Origin of the sequence: Bacillus basilensis (genome assembly GCF_050630465.1) — a bacterium.
In the GTDB taxonomy this organism is placed as follows: domain Bacteria; phylum Bacillota; class Bacilli; order Bacillales; family Bacillaceae_G; genus Bacillus_A; species Bacillus_A basilensis.
In genome coordinates, this window is sequence record NZ_JBNTQO010000001.1 from 78731 (window position 1) to 99977 (window position 21247).

Annotated in this window: 19 protein-coding genes; 16 read left to right on the forward strand and 3 right to left on the reverse strand. The window is 34.3% G+C overall.

Translation table 11 applies throughout. From position 1 onward, the window contains the following. Positions 1–46: 46 nt before the first annotated feature. From ACQVV1_RS00415 to ACQVV1_RS00425, 3 genes are all read left to right on the forward strand, one after another. Positions 47–1867, forward strand: coding sequence for a DUF8727 domain-containing protein (locus tag ACQVV1_RS00415; RefSeq protein ID WP_431168420.1), 1821 nt, complete (start codon positions 47–49; stop codon positions 1865–1867). Then, the gene (locus tag ACQVV1_RS00420) at positions 1857–3707 is read left to right on the forward strand and encodes a hypothetical protein (RefSeq protein ID WP_431168421.1); all 1851 of its coding nucleotides are present in this window, start codon (positions 1857–1859) and stop codon (positions 3705–3707) included. Before ACQVV1_RS00415 ends, ACQVV1_RS00420 begins: the two co-directional genes overlap by 11 nt. A 277-nt stretch (positions 3708–3984) precedes the next feature. Continuing rightward, positions 3985–4581, forward strand: coding sequence for a hypothetical protein (locus tag ACQVV1_RS00425; RefSeq protein WP_309260127.1), 597 nt, complete (start codon positions 3985–3987; stop codon positions 4579–4581). 96 nt (positions 4582–4677) lie between these two features. Here the strand turns inward: ACQVV1_RS00425 and racA are convergent, their stop codons facing one another. Further along, complete coding sequence (gene racA / locus ACQVV1_RS00430) at positions 4678–5220, reverse strand: chromosome-anchoring protein RacA (protein WP_063223434.1); 543 nt, start codon at positions 5218–5220, stop codon at positions 4678–4680. A gap of 350 nt (positions 5221–5570) precedes the next feature. Between racA and ACQVV1_RS00435 the strand changes: the two genes are divergently transcribed. Further along, the gene (locus tag ACQVV1_RS00435; RefSeq protein WP_242251855.1) at positions 5571–6926 is read left to right on the forward strand and encodes a hemolysin family protein; all 1356 of its coding nucleotides are present in this window, start codon (positions 5571–5573) and stop codon (positions 6924–6926) included. A gap of 132 nt (positions 6927–7058) precedes the next feature. Continuing rightward, positions 7059–8483, forward strand: coding sequence for an aldehyde dehydrogenase family protein (locus tag ACQVV1_RS00440; RefSeq protein ID WP_199677600.1), 1425 nt, complete (start codon positions 7059–7061; stop codon positions 8481–8483). 102 nt (positions 8484–8585) lie between these two features. Here the strand turns inward: ACQVV1_RS00440 and ACQVV1_RS00445 are convergent, their stop codons facing one another. Then, positions 8586–8978, reverse strand: a complete 393-nt coding sequence (locus ACQVV1_RS00445) for a YueI family protein (RefSeq protein WP_063223431.1) — start codon at positions 8976–8978, stop codon at positions 8586–8588. Positions 8979–9210: 232 nt separating this feature from the next. Here ACQVV1_RS00445 and ACQVV1_RS00450 point away from each other — a divergent pair, with 232 nt between their 5' ends. Then, the gene (locus tag ACQVV1_RS00450; protein ID WP_080468540.1) at positions 9211–10344 is read left to right on the forward strand and encodes a BA2291 family sporulation histidine kinase; all 1134 of its coding nucleotides are present in this window, start codon (positions 9211–9213) and stop codon (positions 10342–10344) included. Between the two features lie 33 nt (positions 10345–10377). Here the strand turns inward: ACQVV1_RS00450 and ACQVV1_RS00455 are convergent, their stop codons facing one another. After that, positions 10378–11127: a DUF4397 domain-containing protein gene (locus ACQVV1_RS00455; protein ID WP_242251856.1), complete on the reverse strand. Its 750-nt coding sequence runs from the start codon at positions 11125–11127 to the stop codon at positions 10378–10380. Between the two features lie 815 nt (positions 11128–11942). On the opposite strand from ACQVV1_RS00455, the gene ACQVV1_RS00460 reads away from it, so the two are divergent. From ACQVV1_RS00460 to ACQVV1_RS00505, 10 genes are all read left to right on the forward strand, one after another. Continuing rightward, positions 11943–13253: an aspartate aminotransferase family protein gene (locus ACQVV1_RS00460; protein ID WP_063223429.1), complete on the forward strand. Its 1311-nt coding sequence runs from the start codon at positions 11943–11945 to the stop codon at positions 13251–13253. Beyond that, the gene (gene atoD, locus ACQVV1_RS00465; RefSeq protein ID WP_063223428.1) at positions 13250–13948 is read left to right on the forward strand and encodes an acetate CoA-transferase subunit alpha; all 699 of its coding nucleotides are present in this window, start codon (positions 13250–13252) and stop codon (positions 13946–13948) included. Before ACQVV1_RS00460 ends, atoD begins: the two co-directional genes overlap by 4 nt. Then, positions 13933–14595: a CoA transferase subunit B gene (locus ACQVV1_RS00470; RefSeq protein ID WP_242251857.1), complete on the forward strand. Its 663-nt coding sequence runs from the start codon at positions 13933–13935 to the stop codon at positions 14593–14595. The genes atoD and ACQVV1_RS00470 overlap by 16 nt, the downstream gene beginning before the upstream one ends. A gap of 15 nt (positions 14596–14610) precedes the next feature. Beyond that, complete coding sequence (locus ACQVV1_RS00475; RefSeq protein WP_309260128.1) at positions 14611–15879, forward strand: peptidase; 1269 nt, start codon at positions 14611–14613, stop codon at positions 15877–15879. Further along, positions 15876–16721 (forward strand): putative beta-lysine N-acetyltransferase, encoded by an 846-nt coding sequence (gene ablB / locus ACQVV1_RS00480; RefSeq protein WP_431168422.1) that lies wholly within the window; start codon positions 15876–15878, stop codon positions 16719–16721. The genes ACQVV1_RS00475 and ablB overlap by 4 nt, the downstream gene beginning before the upstream one ends. Before the next feature lie 98 nt (positions 16722–16819). Beyond that, entirely contained in the window at positions 16820–18205 is a 1386-nt protein-coding gene (rocR, locus tag ACQVV1_RS00485) for an arginine utilization transcriptional regulator RocR (protein ID WP_242251930.1), read from the forward strand. 210 nt (positions 18206–18415) lie between these two features. Further along, a complete protein-coding gene (gene kamA, locus ACQVV1_RS00490) occupies positions 18416–19837 on the forward strand; it encodes a lysine 2,3-aminomutase (protein WP_431168423.1) in 1422 nt (473 codons plus the stop codon). Then, complete coding sequence (locus ACQVV1_RS00495; RefSeq protein ID WP_063223422.1) at positions 19834–20106, forward strand: YokU family protein; 273 nt, start codon at positions 19834–19836, stop codon at positions 20104–20106. Before kamA ends, ACQVV1_RS00495 begins: the two co-directional genes overlap by 4 nt. Positions 20107–20178: 72 nt before the next feature. After that, positions 20179–20394 (forward strand): YozE family protein, encoded by a 216-nt coding sequence (locus ACQVV1_RS00500; protein WP_000750725.1) that lies wholly within the window; start codon positions 20179–20181, stop codon positions 20392–20394. A 189-nt stretch (positions 20395–20583) separates the two neighbouring features. Further along, complete coding sequence (locus ACQVV1_RS00505) at positions 20584–21246, forward strand: hypothetical protein (protein WP_063223421.1); 663 nt, start codon at positions 20584–20586, stop codon at positions 21244–21246. Position 21247 lies beyond the last annotated feature (1 nt).

Sequence of the window (21247 nt, forward strand, 5' to 3'; positions counted from 1 at the left end):
TTCTTTCATACACTAAGAATAGTATGAAAAAAAGAAGGTGACGAAGGTGAAATTACATAAAGCTCTTCAGCCAAGTTTTATAAAACGAATGTACTATATGAGGTTTATCGGAAAGTTTACAAAAGCAGAGAGAGAGAAGAGTGGAGAAAATTTCTTTGTACAATGCCTATCGCCAATACCATTCACGTTACAAGAGCAATTAAAAAATGAAGCATACGTATTTGAAGGTTTATGTAGCAATAAAAAGAATGAAAAAGTCTTTTCGGAATTAAAGAAAAGAAAATTAGAAAAACAATTGGTTATATTTCGTCTCTATTATGAAAGAGGACATATATACGTGGAGTTAATTTGTGCAGAAGAACCGCGAGAAATGGCAAACGACTATAAAATGATTCCAGTACCTAAAGTTTCCGATTATAGAAAGGGAGAGTCTTTAGAAAGAAAACTTAGTAATGGTTATTTGTCATTTCTAATGCCAAAATATCCGAAAGACTTTGAGCCTCCTGAATTATTGTGGCACGAGGGAAGGTTATATGGAAATATATCTTTAAAGTCATCATCAATTAGTTCAATCGCATATTTTGAACAGCAGCGGGAATGTAAGTATATAGAATTAAATGACTGGATGAAGTATGTAGAAATAGCGGTAGAAGATCAATTATATTTTGTAAGCAATCATGTGTATGAGCAATTAAAAAAACGAATGACTGAAGAAGGTAAGCTTGTAGAGGTAGAGGAAATAAAAGTGCATAAGGATGAATGGGAATGGGATGAGCGTGAATCCGTCTTTTTACAGTATGTAAAAAGTTTTGTGCGTAATAAAGGGATATATTTGGATGAAACGGATATTTATAATTTTCATATAAGCGTAAAAACAAATATGTTGACGATTCTTGGTGGTATACCAGGCGCTGGGAAATCCCGTTTTGTGCAAGCTTATGCAGAAGCACTCGGATTAAAGTATGGGGAAGAATTGGTTTGGATTCCGATTTCACCATCGTACCAAGAACCACATGATTTACTTGGTTACCTTCACCCAAATGGTACTTTTATTGAAAGTGAAACAAAATTAGTTAGGGCATTAATGAAAGCAAAAGAAAATCAAAATCAACTGTATATAATCGTTTTTGATGAAATGAATATGTCACATATTGAGCATTGGTTTACTCCGTTTCTATCTGTTCTTCAACTTGAAAAGCAAAACCGTATTTTAAATTTGTATGAAGGTGTACAAGAAAAAGAAAATCCAATTCCACCAACAATTGAAATTGGAGAAAATATTATATTTGTAGGTACTGTAAATTTTGATGAAACAACGAAAGAGCTCTCAGATCGATTATTAGATCGGACGAATGTAATAACTTTACGAAAGATTCCGTTTTGTGAGATGTGTATGGAACAAGAGAAAGTTGTATTACAACCACCTCTGAAAGTAACTGCAGGAGAATTTCGCATAAATTGGGTCAGGAATAAATCAATGATTGAAGTGTTTTCTGAAGAAGAGTTAGAGCTATTAGATAAGTTACATGGTGTATTGTCATCACACGATGCGTCAAAGGGAATTTCTTTTCGATGTGCAAACGCAATAGCTACTTACTTGCAAAATATACCGTTCCAAAATAATCATTCCTATATGATCAGTAGAGAAGAGGGATTTGATTTACAAATAAAGCAACGTGTATTGACGAAAATAAGAGGGACTGAAATGATGGTGGGTTCTTTACTTTCAGAAGAAGTAAAAAGGGGAGCGACATTAGTACCTCTCTTGCAATCTCCACTTGCAAACAGAGTATCTACATTTGAACACTCTTTAGCATATATAAGAGAAAAGCGTAGAGAACTGGAGTTGTATGGCTATGCAAAATGAAGGGCGATATGAAACAGAAATCGTTGATACGAAAGAAACACTTCCTTTTGTATTAAAGTTAATCATTGGAACAGAGGCAAAAGGGGAATATATTTTATTAAATCGTCTTTGTACATCTACTACAGCATTAGTTCAATGTATTTATAAAGTACAAGAATTAAAACCAATCAGATTGCATTACCATTATGAAAGTCCAATGAATATTACTTTTATATGGAATAAAGTATATGAGGGTCAGAAAAATATAAAAGAGTCAAAGTATGAAATAAATGAAAAAAAACAAAAAGTACTAATATATGAACATGGTAAAACAGAATTCTTTTATCCATGGCGTTGTGGTTTATATCATTTTGAAGTGAATATAGAAGATAGAACGTATTATGGCGCTTTTCAAGTCGTCCCTAAAAATTTTTTTGATGACCAATTTGAAATGATTCAAAACTATGTGAAATCAATTTTAAATGAGTTGATTTTAGATAGAGGTTATTATAAAAAGACTTTCTCTACACTTAGTGATATTGAAGATTCTTCTTATTTAGTGTTACTTAGAAAGTTGCCGCAAAAAATGAAAAAGATAAAGCAAATTTTTAAGAAAATAGAATCGAGTTCAAAATTTATACATGAATATAAATGGGAAGAAAAGGAGCGTAAAGCAACGAGAAAAGGAACCGTAGTAGCGGATAGAAAACCGTATGCAAAATATTATAATCGTAAGTTTATAGAACAAAAAAATAGTAAGGAAAATGCATTTCTTAAATTTAAAGCGATGCAATTTTATCTCTATTTACTTGAAGCTGAAAGTTTTTTGTGCCAAACAATTGAAATATTAGAAAGAGCAAAAAGGAAGAAATCTGAAGAATTTCAAGCTGTAAAAACGATTATACAAACAATTGAGCGTAATGGATCAGTTACCGATAGAGAGAAACAAAAATATAAAAATTTACATTTACTAAAAGAGGCGGATTTACGAAAAAGTTCTATGAAGATACAAGAATATAAAATATTAGCGCATTTTGTACATGAAAGTGTACAATATTTTCAAACTTTAACGCATTCTCCATTTTGGAGAGAAGTTTCTGAAACGGGTAACATGAACACACATAATTTACCGATACCACATCAACAATTACTACAGCATTTAGATATACTTCCACAATATACAGAACAATCCCCATCTTTATTATTTGTTTATAAACCAACATTTTTAGTGTATGAATACTACGCTTTTTTTATCGTTATTTCTATGTTAGAGCAAATTGGTTTTGAGGCTAGAAATTCCATTCGTGAACAAATACAGGAACATTTTTATGTTGATGGATTACAAGATGGAACGACAGTAGTTTTACATCGAGATGATATTAGAGTGAATGTCGCATTTAATGATTTAATTGAAACACATCCACTTATTGCATTAAGTAAAGGGAGTAATTTTTATAATGGAGAAGACACGAAGAAGCCAGATATTCGCTTAGACTGTTATGTAAAGGAAGAAGAGAAATATGTATATCAATCTTCTATTATTATTGAAGTGAAGTATAGCCCAATGTACAATATTTTTCAGCACGTTGGAAATACAAAAGCAACTGAGCAAATGTATAAGTACTGGTCTATAAAATATGTAGAAGAACAGGATGGAAGACGAGTCTATTATCGAAGGGCCATTTATGAAGTCATTTGTGTATATCCAGGAAGTCATATGCACAGTAAAAAAATTGAGTCTGGGTGCGGTATGTTCTTGCAACTATATCCATATAAAACGAAACAAGGAGAAGAGAAATTAGCTGGAAAACATGGAATGGTACAAATTTTTGAGAAGTGGTTAAAAAGCATTAAGAAGTAAAAGAAATCCTTTTTCATAAAGGATTTCTTTTAGATTAAGCAGAATTATATGCAGTATGGAAAGAAGCATAATACGATTTGAATTTGAAAGTAATCTAAATATGTTGTAAGAAGAGCGGTACATGAGGGATAAAAGACAATAAAGGTGGAATTTAATTCATTTTACAGAATATAATAAGTCGTAAATATTTTTAGTTGCATACGAAGATTTGTTCTTATATGATAGGTAGTGAAAGCGTTATCAAAAAACAGAGCGGCGATGGGAAAGGCGGGTATATATGTTCCAGCGTGTTCAAACAAAGGAAGAACATTTTTGGTTCGAGCAACTATGGGGAGATTTTTGTGAAGAAAGAAACTTAATGTTCGTAGAACGTAATTTAAATCCATCACGATTTTTATTAATAGAAGATGAACATCATATCGGTACAGTAGAATGTATTAAGTATACGGTACCAGAACAATCGAATTCTGAGTTTTTCTATCCGTTTTCTAAAAATGAATTAGTGAAAGATTTGAAAAATGTATATGAAATAGGCAAGTTAAGTATTGCGAAAACGTCTCGTGGAAGAGGACACTTCAAAAGATTAACAGCTATTTTATTTATGCATGCATTAGAAACGAAAGCAGAATGGTATATTGCAGCAGTTACAAAAAGAATGTATATGTATTTATTAACACTCGGTTTCCCAATTGAACCGATAGATAATCCATTTCAGTTTCATGATACTTTACAAGGTGTACCAGTACGAATTCATGCCCGAAAAGGGGCTACACATTTGTATTCTTTAAAAGAATTTCGAGATGTGATTCAAGGGAATGCTCATGCACAGGCATTAATCGCAGAATACAGTAAAAATATTATGTTAACCAAATAAAACGAAATGAATATGTATAATAAAGAGAATGCTATTTTAATATGAAATCATTCTTCATGAAAAAAGACCCTTATTATTTTAATAAGGGTCTAAAAATTATAATCCAAATATACTAAAAATCATTTTACGGCGCTTCGGTTTTTTTTCTCGTTCATATGTTGGTTTTGTATCAGGAGTAATATATATTGGTTCTTCTTTCTTAAGGGAAACTTCTAGCTTTTGAATTCGCTCTAACATTTCCTCCATTTCACGGCGATGTTGTAAAAGTTGGTATGTAACAACATCATTTGCTTTATCTTGCATTTGTTCTTCCATTCGATCTAGCCTTCTCGTAATAGTGTTTAATTGAGCGGTTAATTGTTCAAAATCATGCGATGATATGTTTTGAACAATTGTGTTTACTTGAGTTTTTAATTCTTCAACATCATTTGATGATGTTTTTTGAGCAGGTTGAGAGCTTTGGGGATGCTCTATTTGTGAAAGATGGTATTCTAACATTTGATCTAAATCATCTTGTGTAAAAATAAAGTGACCATATTTATTTTTTTCTATCGTAAGATTTAATTGTTGTGCAATCCGGACAACAGCTTTTGGGCTAACACCTAATTTTTTTGCGATAAATGGTGTTTTATATTCCAAAATAATCCCTCCTATATATATCCTGTTGAATGATTTCGATCTATGAAGTAAGTTCCCTTCTGGTGTGACAAAAGAAGTGTGGAATCGGCAAAGAAAGTGTTTTTTCACGAAATGAGGCTGTGAAGAATATATCGTGTATATAAAAAACGTTGTAAGATTTAGAATCATTTGACTAAGAGAAATGAATTAGATTATCATAATGATAAATATCTTTTTTATGTATGCATATAATATATAAAAAGGTGGTTGCTAATGTAGAATTTTGTTAAAGTATTAGAATGCTTACTTCACTTGAATAAAATTAAGTAGGAGGTGGCTTCCTTGCTTACAATGTAAGTAAGGAAAAGTATTTGGACATATATAGTATAAGTATAGTGATTGTTTTAATTGCCTTAACGGCATTTTTCGTTGCAGCAGAATTTGCAATTGTTAAAGTGCGAAGTTCACGAATTGACTATTTAATTGCGGAAGGAAATAATCGCGCAACACCTGTCAAAACAGTCATTACAAACTTAGACGAATATTTATCAGCTTGTCAGCTAGGAATAACAGTTACAGCTCTGGGGATTGGGTGGTTTGGTAAACCTGCATTAAAGCAAATGTTTGACACTTTTTTTGTAAATTTGAACATTTCTACTCAACTAGCAGACATTTTTGCTGTAATTTTAGTGTTTTTACTTATTACATTTTTACATGTTGTAATAGGGGAATTGGCCCCAAAAACATTTGCGATTCAAAAAGCTGAACAAGTGAGTTTATTTGTTGCTAAACCGTTAATTTTCTTTTATCGTATGGCGTTTCCGTTTATTTGGCTATTAAATGGATCAGCCCGAATTATTACGAAGTTCCTAGGGTTGAAACCGCCGAAAGGGCACGATGAGGTTCATTCAGAAGAAGAATTACGGTTATTAGTTTCGGAAAGTTACAAAAATGGCGAGATTAATCAGTCTGAATATAAATATGTAAATAAAATCTTTGAATTTGATGATCGTATAGCAAAAGAAATAATGGTACCCCGAACTGAGATGCATATTATAAGTAAAGAAATGCCTGCTGAAGAAGCTTTGCAAAAAATGTCTCGGGAAAAATATACGAGATATCCAGTTGTTGATGGTGATAAAGATCACGTAATAGGTTTTGTAAACTTTAAAGATATTTTCACAGATTTTGTGCAGCATAAGGCGGTTAGTAATAAGAAAGTAGAGCAATATATTAGGCCAATCATTTTAGTTATCGACTCTATCCCAATACACGACTTATTTTTAAAAATGCAAAAAGAAAGAACACATATTGCTATATTGATAGATGAATATGGTGGTACGTCTGGACTTGTTACTGTTGAAGATATTTTAGAAGAAATAGTTGGAGATATTCAAGACGAATTTGATACAGATGAACAGCCAGAAATTCAACAAGTAAGTGAAACGAAAACAATACTAGAGGGAAAAGTGCTAGTTAGTGAAGTAAATACGTTATTAGGTTTAACGATTGATGATAATGGTGTTGATACAATAGGTGGTTGGATTTTAACGAAGAATATAGAAATTGCTGAAGAGGATTTCATTGAAATTGAAAATTATAAGTTTTGTGTGAAAGAATTAGATGGACACTATATTAAGAGATTAGAAGTTACAAAAACTGTAGAATCAATTGTTATGTTAGAAGATGAAAAACAAATTTCATTACAAGAACAAATTAGTTCATAGACTCTGCTATATGGCAGAGTTTTTTTGAGCATAATGTTTTTTGGAGAATAAGGGCTATGATACAATGACATAAGTCAGACCTTTCACTAAGTGAAGTATTGCTGTATACATATATTTGGAAGGGGAAGAATTATGAAAAAGCATTTATATATAAATGGAGATTGGAAGTCTGTAAACACGTATAAACCATTATACGCACCATATGCTGAAGATACATTAGCGGAAATTGCACAAGGAACGGAAGAAGATGTAAAAGAGGCTGTTACTGCTGCAAAAAATGCAATGAAAAAAATGAATACATTATCTGCATATGATCGTGCGACTATTTTAGAGAAGGTTGCACAAAAAATGGATGAAAGAAGAGAAGAATTTGCAGAGATTATTGCAAAAGAGGCCGCAAAACCAATTCGTGCTGCGAGGGGAGAAGTAGATCGTACCGTTCAGACATACAAATTTGCAGCGGAAGAAGCGAAGCGTATATACGGCGAGACACTGCCACTTGATGCAGCGCCTGGTGCAGATGGCCGTATTGCCTATACAATAAGAAAACCGATTGGGGTTATAGGGGCAATTACACCATTTAACTTTCCATTAAATTTAGTAGCACATAAAGTTGGCCCTGCAATTGCTGCCGGAAATACAGTTGTATTAAAACCAGCTGATCAAACACCATTATCGTCTTATGCATTAGTTGAATTATTTGAAGAGGCTGGATTGCCAAAAGGAGCTTTAAATATTATTTCTGGTCCTGGTTCAACTGTAGGTGAGGCGATAGTTACAAATGATGATGTTGCTTCCATTACTTTTACGGGAAGTCCGAAAGTTGGCATTGGAATTAAGGCAAAGGCTGGGTTAAAGCGAGTTACCCTAGAACTAGGGTCAAATGCTGCTGTTATTATTGATGAAGATGTAGAATTAACGGATGAAATAATTGAACGTGTAAAATGGGGAGCATTTGTTAATAATGGACAAGTTTGTATTTCGGTACAACGTGTTTTTGTACATGAAAAGAGAATGGATGAATTTCTTTCAAAGCTAACGAAAGCGATGGAAACAGTTGTTGTTGGTGATCCACTGCTTGAAGAAACGGATGTATCGGCTTTAATTTCGAAAAAAGATGTAGAGCGAATTGAAATGTGGGTGCAAGAAGCAGTTAAAGCAGGAGCGAATGTTTTATATGGTGGTAAGAAACGTGATGAAAGGATTTTTGAACCAACTGTATTAACGAATGTTCCAGAGCATGTATCTGTTCAGTGCCAAGAAGTATTTGGTCCACTCATGACTGTAAATACATTTAAAGAATTTGATGAAGCAATAGAGAAAGTAAATCATTCGCGTTACGGTCTACAAGCAGGCGTATTCACAAATAATTTGTTCAAAGCAATGCGTGCGATTGATGAGCTAGAAGTTGGTGGTGTCATGATAAATGATATTCCAACGTTCAGGGTAGATCATATGCCTTACGGTGGTGTGAAAGAAAGTGGTACGGGGCGTGAAGGTATTAAATATGCAATAGAAGAAATGACAGAAATGAAATTAGTGTGTATTAAAAAATAAAGTAGAGAAACTTAAAACTTGCGCTAAAAAACGAGTAGGAAATGTTTACGATTCCATACTCGTTTTTTACGCTTCTAGTAACTATTTAATTAAGTGTACCTTTTACTTCATTTCTTGTTTGAAAATAGCATCTTCTACATAAATTTGTTCTTTATCTACAGCAGTGCTATGAGATAATACTAAACCGATTGGTGTTTCTGTACCTTTATTTTGAACAATTGTAAAAGGAATATTTTTTTCATTTGCTAATTTGATGTATTTTGATAAATGTGGGTAAGCAATGCCACCATTTAGGAATATTTGTAATGATTGAGAAGAGCGCATGCTACTAGCTACTTCAGAATATACATTACTTTGCATTACTTGACCGATAGTTAAAGCGATTTCCACACGCTCACGTAATGTAGTTAAATACATATTACGTTCTTCTGGTTTGTTCTGCTTTTGGCCGTAAATGCCTTCTTGGAGATAATCTTCCACATTTTTATTTACCATATTTTTCACACCTTTCATTTTCTATTGTACGAAAGAATGAAGCAGGATGCAAAAAAAGTCTCATCAAATGTAAAAAACTTTGAATGAAATGAAGGAAAATGGAATGTATCAATCTAAACAATTAATAAAGTCATAAAAATTTTATCAACACATATTAACAAAATGTGACAATAATCTATTAACGAATCGCAATTTTTGTGTTAATATTCAAAATATAAAGGGTGTTCGTCGCATGGAAATGGAGGGAATGGGGGTTTTTCCAATCGATAAGGATATTAAAGAAGTATTTTGTTCGCACTTGAAAAACAACAGGCACCAATTCGTTGAGAACTGGAAAAACAAAATGATAATTTCCGATAAAGATCCATTTAAACTAGAAGCAGTTCAAAATGGAGAGGATTTATTAGAGTTAATTATCGAACTTACTATGGAAGAAAAAGATATAGATTATCTTCAGCCATTATGCGAGAAAATTGCTATTGAACGTGCAGGAGCAGATGCGAATATTGGTGATTTTGTTTATAATGCAAATGTGGGAAGAAATGAGCTTTTCGAAGCGATGTGTGAATTAGATGTTAGCGCACGTGAATTGAAACCAATTATGGCTCAAATACATACTTGTTTTGACAAATTAATTTATTATACTGTTTTAAAATACTCGGAAATTATATCAAAAAATTTAGAGGAAAAACAGCAATATATTAACGAAACACATAAAGAAAGGCTTACGATTTTAGGGCAAATGTCAGCTAGTTTTGTACATGAATTTCGTAATCCACTTACTTCCATAATGGGATTTGTCAAATTATTGAAGGCGGATCATCCTAGTTTATCGTATTTAGATATTATTTCGCATGAATTAGACCAATTAAATTTTCGTATTTCGCAATTTTTACTCGTATCGAAAAAAGAAATGTGGACTGAATCAGAACGATTTTGGCTTAATGATTTGTTTCAAGATATTATACAGTTCTTATATCCGAGTTTGGTCAATGCAAATGTTTCGATTGAAAAGAATTTGCCGTATCCAATTTCATTTGTTGGCTATCGGAGTGAAGTGAGACAAGTAGTTTTAAATATATTAATGAACTCAATTGACGCTCTTGAATCAATGAAAGAAGAACGAAAAATTATCATTGACGTATTTGAAGAGGATCAAGTGATTCGAATTGTGATAAAAAATAATGGGCCAATGATTCCAGCTGAAAATGTAGAAACGATTTTTGAACCATTTGTAACTACTAAAAAGTTAGGAACTGGTATTGGGTTATTTGTATGTAAACAAATTGTAGAAAAACATAATGGGTCCATCATGTGTCGTTCAGATAACGATTGGACAGAATTTCAAATTGTATTTCAAAAATAAACAGTCTACACCAAATGAATGGTGTAGACTGTTTTAATTCGTAAGTATAACGGCTTCTAATTTAGGATCTTTCGTTGAATAACCTAAAATTGAAATTGTATAAATGATGTTCGGTTCGACTTTGAAATTCGGTATAGTTAGTAAGACGCTTGGATTATCTGCGAGTGAAACTACAATATCTGCTGTACCAGGGCTAACTTCTAAAAAATCTGTTATTTGTTTAAATAGTACATTTTCAAATAAATGATCTCCACCTTTTAAATCTATATTTACAACAGGGGTATCTGGAGAAAAATGTGCAAAGCGTATTTTTGCTTGGCCAACTGGTAAATGTGTATTATCAAGCATAGGTTGTAATTGTAGATGATTATCACTATTTATTGCGGCAAAAGTATAAGTGTGATTTCCCATTATCGGTACTAAAGCTGAAAAAATGGGAGTTTCGTTTCCGACAGGAATAATATCTATACGGTATTTACCTTGCCCTAATGTTAAATAGGGACTAAATTGTTTAAACGAAATATTTTTAATAACCTTTTGCCCGTTTACTAAAATGTCAACTGCAGGTGTATTTGAAGCAGAGTGAAAAAACCTTATGTGTGACGGTAAAGTAGCTTCTTGTGAATCTCTTTTTTCATATGCCTGTACAAGTTTCGTAAGTGCATCATAATATTTCATATATAACTCTACATATTTTTTCGGATTATGAAATTGATAGTAACGAGCGAGTTGTTCGTAACGTGCAACTTCTTGTCCATATTTTTCGAGTTCAGATTGAGACATGAACATTCCTCCTTTGTCATCATTAAAACTATATGCTTAGCAAGAACGAGGTTATGCGAAAAAATGGTTTTTAAAGGAGAAAATTTGTAATGAAGACGTTGAAATGCATGGTCTGAAATTCTTAAAAAATAGGGATTTTTTAAATTATAGGCAAATACACATACGAAGTGATAATTGTCCTACATAATTTATAAAGGAATGGTAGTTTGAATTTGAGGGAAGGAGTGACGAATTGGGATGTGGTTATCCCAAAAGTGATTGGGAATGAAGTTATGAAGGATTTTGTGCTATAGTTTTTGATTCATTTTTGCAAGTGAAGGTATTAACCGGTAATAGAGCGTCGTGCCGAACTGATTAATGTGGTTAATCGGTTCTTTTTTTATTGTATAAAACGAACGGTAATGTATGTGGAATATTGGTTTCTATACAAATAATCGCTATGCATTTAGTAAGGATAATTGTCGAATTTTGTTTGAAAATATGCAATATAAAGTAGGTGAATAGGAAGGAGTTTAAAGGGAGTTTCGTCGAAGTTTACACAATGTCGGCAATTGAGCGAGGCTGGCATTATGTTAGAAAAATATTTAGTGAAGCGTTAATTTTATATAAGGGAGGGTTATTTGAGCGTATAGATAAGGGTTGGTCTTCAATTTAAGTTCTGAATTTTCTGTTTTTAAAATTGTATTTAGCACTCATTTGTATATTTTATAATAGTTTTTTGATAAATTCACTGCTTTCGCAGAGGGTTCTTTTTTATGAAAGAAACGTCAATTTTCTTCATATATATATACAAATTGGAGAAATGGGGGAGCGCTATGCGCGATTACTTAATTAAGCCACTTGTTGGTCAGCCGTATCCAATGATTTCACATGGAAAAGGTGTGTATTTGTATGATCAAAACGGAAATAAATATTTTGATGGCTCGTCAGGGGCAATTACGGCAGGGATTGGGCATGGCGTAAAGGAGATTGCAGACGTTATCAAAAAACAAGCAGAGGAGATTGCTTTCGTTTATAGATCACAGTTTACGAGTGAACCAGCTGAAAAATTAGCGAAGAAATTAAGCGATTTAAGTGTAGGAGATTTGAACTGGAGCTTTTTTGTGAATAGTGGTACGGAAGCAAATGAAACAGCTATGAAAATTGCAATCCAGCATTTTCAAGAGCGAGGTATTCAAGGGAAGCATAAAATTTTGTCACGATGGATGAGTTATCACGGTATTACGATGGGAGCCTTATCAATGTCTGGGCATCCACTACGCAGACAACGTTTCGTGTCAATTTTAGAAGATTATCCAACTATTCCAGCTCCATATTGTTTTAGATGTCCGGTGCAAAAGGTATATCCGACTTGTCAGCTTGCTTGTGCGACTGAACTTGAAAGATCAATTGAAAGAATTGGAGCAGAACATATCGCAGCTTTTATTGCTGAACCGATTATCGGAGCAGCTGGAGGCGCAGTCGTTCCGCCGAAAGAATATTATAAAGTCATTAAAGATATTTGTAGTCATTATGATATTTTATTTATTGCTGATGAAGTAATGACTGGACTTGGTCGTACTGGCGCATGGTTTGCGATGGAGCATTGGGGTGTAGAACCGGATATTATGACCCTTGGTAAAGGTTTAGGAGCTGGGTATACACCAATGGCAGCGACGGTTGTAAGTGATCGTGTTCTGGAGCCAATTTTACGAGGATCACGTTCTGTTATGAGTGGGCATACGTTAAGTGCAAATCCATTATCTGCAGCAACAGCGCTAGCTGTTATTGAATATATGGAGAAACATAATCTACCTGAAAAAACAGCTGAAAAGGGAGAGTATTTAATAAAAGGATTACAGAAAGTTCAACAACAATCGACAATCATTGCGGATGTGCGCGGAAAAGGGTTGCTGATTGGAGTAGAATTGCAACCGTTTACAAAAGCGTCGGAACTTATTTCGGTTGCAGCTAAAAATGGTCTTCTCTTATACCAAGCCGTTTCAGGGCAAGCAGGAAAAGAAGATAGTGCACTGCTTGTGGCACCGCCAATGACAACTACATATTCCGAGTTAGATGAATTACTTTCAATTTTTGCAAAAAGTGTAGAAGAAATGATGCAAAAAGGAGGGCATAGTATCGCATGACAACTATTACGAATACATTCGATAAATTAAAAGAGATTGAGGAAGTAATTTCTTTATTCCACGATGATATGACATTAATGTTTGGGGGATTTGGGGGGATCGGATCCCCTCCATCTTTAATACAGGCGATATTAGAAAAAGGAGTTACAAATTTAAATTTAATAGGGAATGACACAGGATTTCCTGATGTAGGAATTGGTCGTCTTGTTACGAATGAAAGGGTAAAATCGTTAGTTACTTCTCATATTGGTTCAAATCCAAATGCAGGAAGACAATTAAACGAAGGAAGGTTACAAGTTGAATTTTCTCCCCAAGGAACATTAGCGGAGCGTATTCGCGCTGGTGGTGTAGGACTTGGTGGGGTGTTAGTTGATGTAGGTGTTGATACGATTGTAGAAGAAGGAAAACGTACAGTTGAAATGAATGGTAAGACATATTTAGTTGAAACAGCATTAACTGCTGAGGTTGCGATTGTATATGCGAAAAAAGCAGATCCATTTGGTAACCTTGTGTTTGACAAAAGTGCTCGTAATATGAATCCTCACGTAGCTATGGCAGGGGATATAACGATTGTAGAGGCAGAAGAAATCGTTCCACTTGGTAGTTTAGATCCAGAAGAAATTGTTGTCCCAGGAGTATTTGTAAATTATATCGTACCGTCGGAAGGAGTGAATTGGAAATGGGTATGGGCATAGAAGTGAGAGATAAGATTGCTAGACGTGCAGCGAAAGAAATACAAAATGGTATGATTGTAAATTTAGGAATTGGCATACCATCGCTTGTACCGAATCATCTGCCTGACGATATAAATGTTATGTTTCATGCGGAAAATGGAATCGTAGGTATGGGACCTACGCCAAGTAAAGGAAATGAAGACGGAAATTTATGTAACGCAGCGGGTTTGCCAACCTCTCTTATTACAGGAGCAAGTTATTTTGATAGTTGCACAGCTTTTGGGATGATTCGAAAAGGTTTACTAGATATAACAATTCTTGGTTCATTACAAGTAAGTGAGAATGGTGATTTAGCAAACTGGATTGTTCCAGGGAAACGCGTTCCAGGTATTGGGGGAGCGATGGATTTGGCACAAAAGGCGAAGCGAGTCGTTGTTGTGATGAACCATGTTGATAAATACGGAAATGCAAAAATTGTTTCGGAGTGTACATTACCATTAACTTCAAAGAAATGTGTAGATTTAATTATTACGGATATGGCAGTTATGGAAGTGACGAAGGAGGGACTTGTTTTACAAGAATTGATGAGTCCATACACAGTGGAAGATATAAAACAACATACAGAAGCAGATTTTGAAATTGGCTCTAACTTACTAGTAATTGAATGAGGGGAGATGTAATATATGGAGCAATTAAAAAAACAAGTTTGTGATTATATTGAGAGTCATGAAGAGGAAAGCGTGAAATTTTTAAAACGATTAATTCAAGAAAAGAGCGTATCTGGTGATGAAAGTGGTGCGCAGGCAATTGTGATTGAAAAATTACGTGAGCTAGGTTTAGATCTTGATATTTGGGAGCCTTCATTTTCTAAAATGAGAGATCATCCCTATTTTGTATCACCGCGTACAAGTTTTTCAGATAGTCCAAATATTGTAGCGACTTTAAAAGGAAGTGGCGAAGGGAAATCTATGATATTAAATGGACATATTGATGTCGTACCAGAAGGAGATGTGAACCAGTGGGACCATCATCCTTATAGTGGTGAGAGAATAGGAAATCGTATATATGGTCGTGGAACGACAGATATGAAGGGCGGCAATGTCTCACTTATGCTTGCGATGGAAGCAATTATTGAATCTGGTATTGAATTAAAAGGAGATATTTATTTTCAAAGTGTAATTGAAGAAGAAAGTGGCGGGGCAGGAACATTAGCGACTATATTACGAGGATATAAAGCGGATGGTGTCATTATTCCTGAACCAACAAATATGAAGTTTTTCCCGAAACAACAAGGGTCCATGTGGTTTCGCTTACATGTGAAAGGGAAAGCAGCACACGGTGGAACACGCTATGAAGGAGTAAGTGCAATTGAAAAAAGTATGTTTGTTGTAGAACATTTGAGAAAACTGGAAGAGAAAAGAAATGACCGAATTACAGACCCATTATTTAAAGGAATACCAATTCCAATTCCAATTAACATTGGGAAAATTGAAGGTGGGAGTTGGCCAAGTTCTGTTCCTGATTCTTTAATTTTAGAAGGAAGATGCGGTATCGCGCCGAATGAGACTATAGAGGCAGCAAAAGAAGAGTTCGAGAATTGGATCGTTGAATTAAATGATGTGGACAATTGGTTTGTTGAAAATCCAGTAGAAGTAGAATGGTTTGGAGCGAGATGGGTTCCTGGTGAACTAGAAGAAAATCATGAGTTAATTACAACTCTCGAGCATAACTTTGTTGAAATTGAAGGGAACAAACCAATTATTGAAGCATCTCCGTGGGGGACTGATGGAGGTTTATTTACACAAATCGCCAATGTACCAACGATAGTATTTGGCCCAGGTGAGACGAAAGTAGCACATTATCCAAACGAATATATAGAAGTTGATAAAATGATAGCTGCCGCAAAAATTATTGCATGTACATTACTAGATTGGTGTGAGGTGAAAAAATGAAATACTATGAATCTTTTAGAGAACAGACGAATGGTTATACAATAGAAGGCGTTTTAGACTATTTTAATAAACGAATTCGAGTAGACCACTACACAGGAAATATTGAGAGGATTATCCAAACAATTGACGAATTAGCAGAGAAACATTCTTTCACTAAATGTATTGTTAAAGGAAAGGGAGAGCATGTTTCAACATGGCTCTCTTTCGGTTTTTTATTAGAAGCAACAATACCACATTATTTTCAAGGTCACGATGCATACTTCTTCGTGAAATTTAATAATGATGAAAGACGAAATAGTATTCATTGGGCTGAGGAAGATACCATTTTAAGCGGTGTAAAAGCGAAAGAAGTAAAGGGAAAAATAGTTCCAGAGAAATTTCTATTAAGAAGAGCGACAGTAGAGGATGCGGAAGAATTAGCAGCTGTCTTTGGGAAAGTATTTGAAGTGTATCCAACTCCTTTAAACGAAGCGAGTTATGTAAAACAAACGATGGAAGAAGACGATACAATTTACTATGTGTATGAATTCGAGGGGAAAATAATTAGTACGGCGTCTGCAGAAATGAATATAAAAGAAGGAAATGCAGAATTAACGAATTGTGCTACTTTACCTGAATATCGTAAACATGGGTTTATGAAAAGTTTACTAATTAAGTTAGAAGAAGAACTTCAAGAAAAATCGATTTTCTGCTCGTATACAATTGCTCGATCGCTTTCTTTCGGAATGAATGCGGCATTTCATCAATTAGGTTATACGTATACAGGAAGATTGGTGAACAATTGCTATATTTTTGATAAGCTAGAAGATATGAATATATGGATGAAAGATTTGTCTAAATAGTACGGTATAAAAATAGAACGGAATCGTCATGCTTATAATCGCACATAGGTATGCCGAAAATTCGGCATATAATTGCTGGATTTTCGGCAAGAGGGGGGATGACATTGCTAGCAGTTTCGACACAAGAAGTCATTGAAGCGATTTTGGGCAGTATTGATGAGGCAATACACGCAGTAGATGAAAATGGTATTACAATTTTCTATAATACTGTAGCTGCAAAACACGATGGATCAAAAATTGAAAAAGTGTTAGGTAAACATTTGTTAGAAGCGTTCCCTTCTTTATCTAGGGAAACAAGTACGTTGATGAAAGTGTTAGATACAAAAAAACCAATCGTTCATCAAGTTCAGCATTATCAAAATTTAAATGGGGAAGACATTTGTACAGTAAATACAACGTTACCTATTTTTATAGATGGAAATATTGCTGGAGCTGTTGAAATCGCAAAGGATTATTCCACAGTTCAAAAACTTACGGATACAATTGTAGATTTGCAGTCGAAAATAAAGCGGTCATCTAGAAAAAAAGCAATCAAAAAGCATGTTGCATTTGAGACGATAGTGACGAATGATGCTCGGTTTAAACAGACGAAAGAATTAGCGCAAAAAGTAGCCCCAACTGATGCAAATGTTTTAATATATGGGGAAACAGGAACAGGAAAAGAGTTATTTGTACAAGCGATTCATGAAGCTTCTAAGCGGAAGAACAAGCCGTTTATTGCACAAAACTGCGCAGCTTTGCCGGAGTCGCTATTAGAAAGTTTATTGTTTGGAACGACGAAAGGTAGTTATACTGGGGCAATTGAACGAGCGGGATTATTTGAACTTGTAGATGGAGGGACATTGTTTTTAGATGAACTGAATTCAATGCCGCTCGATTTACAAGCGAAGATGTTACGTGTATTAGAGGATGGTGTTATTCGTCGAATTGGTGATAATAAGACGAGAAAAGTAGATGTTCGTGTTATTACCGCAATGAATCAGCCACCAGAAGTATGTTTAAGAGAGAATAAAATTCGCACTGATTTATATTATAGATTAAATGTGTTTTCATTATATATTCCGCCGCTACGTGAAAGAACGGAGGATGTATTATTATTAGCGTCTTATTTTTTGAATGAATATAATAAAAGTTATAAAAAAGGTGTACTTCAAATGGATCAGGAAGCGAAAGAAAGACTACAGGCTTACCAATGGCCTGGAAATGTTCGGGAGCTAAAACATACGATTGAACATGCTGTCATTATCGCAGAAGGGAATACATTAACAGCAAATTGTTTACCGCGTGCATTTCGGAAAGAGAATCTTCCAAAGCAGAAGAGAATATTACCGCTTAGAGAAGCACTTCATCAAACGGAGAAGGAATTAATAGATCAAGCGTTAATTGAAACGGAAGGGAATATATTACAAGCTGCAAAAATGTTAGGTATCCCTCGTCAAACGCTTCAATATAAACTGAGTAAGTACGACAAAACCGCCGAATAATTGGCGGTTTTTGTGTGTTTGCACCAGTAAAAGAGCGTTTACATATATAAAAAGTAATGAATATGATAGTATGTATGGATTTCATACAATGCTTAAAAATATTTTTTCGCTTATGTAATAGGGTTCTCCGTACATTTACTTATCAATAAAGTAAAGTTGGCATAACTATTGCTTATATAAAGGATGAGCGTATAAAAAGGGGGAATAGCAATGTTACATGATGTATACAAACCAAATCGTCACTGGAAGGATATCGAGTTGTGGAAGGATGTTACTGAAGAGCAATGGAATGATTGGGTTTGGCAATTAACGAATACGATCAAAACGTTAGATGATTTAAAGAAAGTAATTAACTTAACACCTGAAGAAGAAGAGGGCGTTAAAATTTCAACGAAAACGATCCCGTTAAACATTACACCGTACTATGCTTGGCTAATGAATCCTGATGACCCACGCTGTCCGATTCGGATGCAATCAGTACCGATCTCGGAAGAGTTATATAAAACAAAATATGATTTAGAAGATCCGCTTCATGAAGATGAAGATTCACCAGTTCCAGGATTAACACATCGTTATCCTGACCGTGTATTATTCTTAGTAACGAATCAATGTTCTATGTATTGTCGTTACTGTACACGTCGTCGTTTTAGTGGACAAATTGGAATGGGTGTGCCAAAGAAACAATTAGATGATGCAATTGCTTATATTAGTGAAACGCCACAAGTACGTGACGTTTTAATTTCTGGCGGTGATGGACTTCTAATTAATGATAAAATTTTAGAGTATGTATTAAAAAATTTACGAGAGATTCCGCATGTCGAGATTATTCGTATCGGAACAAGAGCGCCAGTAGTATTCCCGCAGCGTATTACAGAAAACTTATGTAACATTATTAAAAAATATCATCCAGTATGGTTAAATACACATTTCAATACATCTATTGAAATTACAGAGGAATCGAAAAAAGCATGTGAAATGTTAGCGAATGCTGGTGTTCCGGTCGGAAACCAAGCAGTAATTTTAGCTGGTATTAACGACAGCGTGCCAATTATGAAAAAACTTATGCATGACCTAGTAAAAATCCGTGTACGTCCATACTATATTTATCAATGTGACTTATCTGAAGGTATCGGTCACTTCCGTGCACCAGTATCTAAAGGTCTTGAAATTATTGAAGGTTTACGCGGACATACGTCTGGTTATGCGGTTCCGACATTCGTTGTTGATGCACCAGGAGGAGGCGGAAAAATTGCGCTTCAACCAAACTATTTAATCTCGCAAAGTGCAGATAAAGTTGTGCTTCGTAACTTTGAAGGTGTAATTACAACGTATCCAGAGCCAGAGAGCTATATCCCAGGAAGAGCAGAAGGGTACTTTAAAGAAATCTATCCAAACTACGAAGAAAAACGTTCGGATATTGGTATCGCAGGTCTTATGAGTGATAAGAAATTTAACCTTGTTCCAGATGACTTACAGCGTATGAACCGTCGTAAAGACTATGAAGATAATGACACTCATGCATCATTAAAAGATAAACGTGATAAGCGCGACCAATTGAAAGATAAAAAATATCAAGCACAAATGGCTAAATTAGAAGAGAACGACAAAAAAACTGAGGGTGATGCAGTATGAATTGTATGTGGTGTGACGGTACAGAAGCGAAAGAAAGCTTAAATACTGTATATTGGGAATTACCAGATGGTACGAAAGCCATTGAAATCCAAGAGACACCATGTATTTCTTGTTCCTCATGTGGTATGGACTATCAATCAGATCAAACTGTGAAAGAAATAGAAGATCAGTTGTTTTTAATTTATACGAAAGATTTACCAAAACAACTAACATATGAAGAATTAATGGGAAGACCAAGACTACTAAAAAGGAATTATTTCGACTTTTAACCAGCATTTATGCTGGTTTTTTTCTTTTTTGCCTTGTATAATGTACCCAAGTTAGAAAGGTAGGGAATATTTTTGAAAAAGACATTTTACCACTATATGATGAAGCATCGTGCAGCTTTATTTAGTAATGAAATATCGAATTTAGCAGAGGCAATGTATGATGATTTAAGTTTTCCAAAGCAATCTGAAGATTATGATGAAATTAGTTCATACTTAGAGTTAAGTGGAATGCTAGAAAGTATGTCTATATTTGATGAAGCATGGGATTTGTACATACAAGAGAGATAAAAACTATATGAAATGTTTTGATGTGAAGCTAGTCTATTTGCTAGCTTTTTTTACGTTGTAAATAAATTTTTATATGGTGATATTTTTTATTGAAAAAATTTATGAATATACGCTTCTGTGATAAGCGTTTTTAAGTAGGTTGCATATACTGTTATCAAAATCACGACGTCAAAAAAAGGAGAGATATAGATGGCAAGGAAAAAGCAACCTAAATATAACGTAGGGGACATAGTCGTGATTACGCTATATGGAACCGTTGGTAAAATCACAAATATGAAGGTTTTAGATGGAGTTTATGTATACGAAGTCAATAATCACGATGGATTTTACGTAGAGCAAACATTGCAGCACGTTTCAGAGCAAGATATGAAAAAAGGTGAAACTGAGTGGATTGAATTAAATTATAATTTCACATTTGGTGATCTCGTGCAAGTAACAGGTTATGATAAAGATGTTTTCCGTATTGTTGGTTTTCGTACAGAAGTATGGAGATATAAAAATGACGCATGGGAAGATACAATATATGAATTGTCACGAATTACGGATGGTGAATGGTTAGAAGCGGATGAATCAGATTTAACGTTACTTGCCAATGCTCAAACGGCAAATGCAATTTTGAAGAAAATGAAACAAGATAAAGCTGGCATGAATAAATTAGATTTAGGAAAATTAAAGTCAATTAACAACTCAAAAAAAGTGAGTGTTAAGACAAATCGTCAAGAAATCATTGATGGATTACTTGATATTTATAACGATTACCAATTGTTATTTGATACATTTAAAGATGAAGAATACAAAATTGTTATGGATGTTGTTCATAATTATTTAGTTAAACTGACAGAGAGAAAATAGT

Bases quoted from the DNA above. Each gene is read 5' to 3' on its own strand.
- ACQVV1_RS00450 (WP_080468540.1), top strand. From the start codon at position 9,211: ATGGAAATGGAGGGAATGGGGGTTTTTCCAATCGATAAGGATATTAAA.
- ACQVV1_RS00440 (WP_199677600.1), top strand. From the start codon at position 7,059: ATGAAAAAGCATTTATATATAAATGGAGATTGGAAGTCTGTAAACACG.
- ACQVV1_RS00420 (WP_431168421.1), top strand. From the start codon at position 1,857: ATGCAAAATGAAGGGCGATATGAAACAGAAATCGTTGATACGAAAGAA.
- ACQVV1_RS00475 (WP_309260128.1), top strand. From the start codon at position 14,611: ATGGAGCAATTAAAAAAACAAGTTTGTGATTATATTGAGAGTCATGAA.
- ACQVV1_RS00495 (WP_063223422.1), top strand. From the start codon at position 19,834: ATGAATTGTATGTGGTGTGACGGTACAGAAGCGAAAGAAAGCTTAAAT.
- ablB (WP_431168422.1), top strand. From the start codon at position 15,876: ATGAAATACTATGAATCTTTTAGAGAACAGACGAATGGTTATACAATA.
- ACQVV1_RS00455 (WP_242251856.1), bottom strand. From the start codon at position 11,127: ATGTCTCAATCTGAACTCGAAAAATATGGACAAGAAGTTGCACGTTAC.
- ACQVV1_RS00470 (WP_242251857.1), top strand. From the start codon at position 13,933: ATGGGTATGGGCATAGAAGTGAGAGATAAGATTGCTAGACGTGCAGCG.
- ACQVV1_RS00445 (WP_063223431.1), bottom strand. From the start codon at position 8,978: ATGGTAAATAAAAATGTGGAAGATTATCTCCAAGAAGGCATTTACGGC.
- ACQVV1_RS00425 (WP_309260127.1), top strand. From the start codon at position 3,985: ATGTTCCAGCGTGTTCAAACAAAGGAAGAACATTTTTGGTTCGAGCAA.
- ACQVV1_RS00505 (WP_063223421.1), top strand. From the start codon at position 20,584: ATGGCAAGGAAAAAGCAACCTAAATATAACGTAGGGGACATAGTCGTG.
- kamA (WP_431168423.1), top strand. From the start codon at position 18,416: ATGTTACATGATGTATACAAACCAAATCGTCACTGGAAGGATATCGAG.
- ACQVV1_RS00460 (WP_063223429.1), top strand. From the start codon at position 11,943: ATGCGCGATTACTTAATTAAGCCACTTGTTGGTCAGCCGTATCCAATG.
- atoD (WP_063223428.1), top strand. From the start codon at position 13,250: ATGACAACTATTACGAATACATTCGATAAATTAAAAGAGATTGAGGAA.
- rocR (WP_242251930.1), top strand. From the start codon at position 16,820: ATGACATTGCTAGCAGTTTCGACACAAGAAGTCATTGAAGCGATTTTG.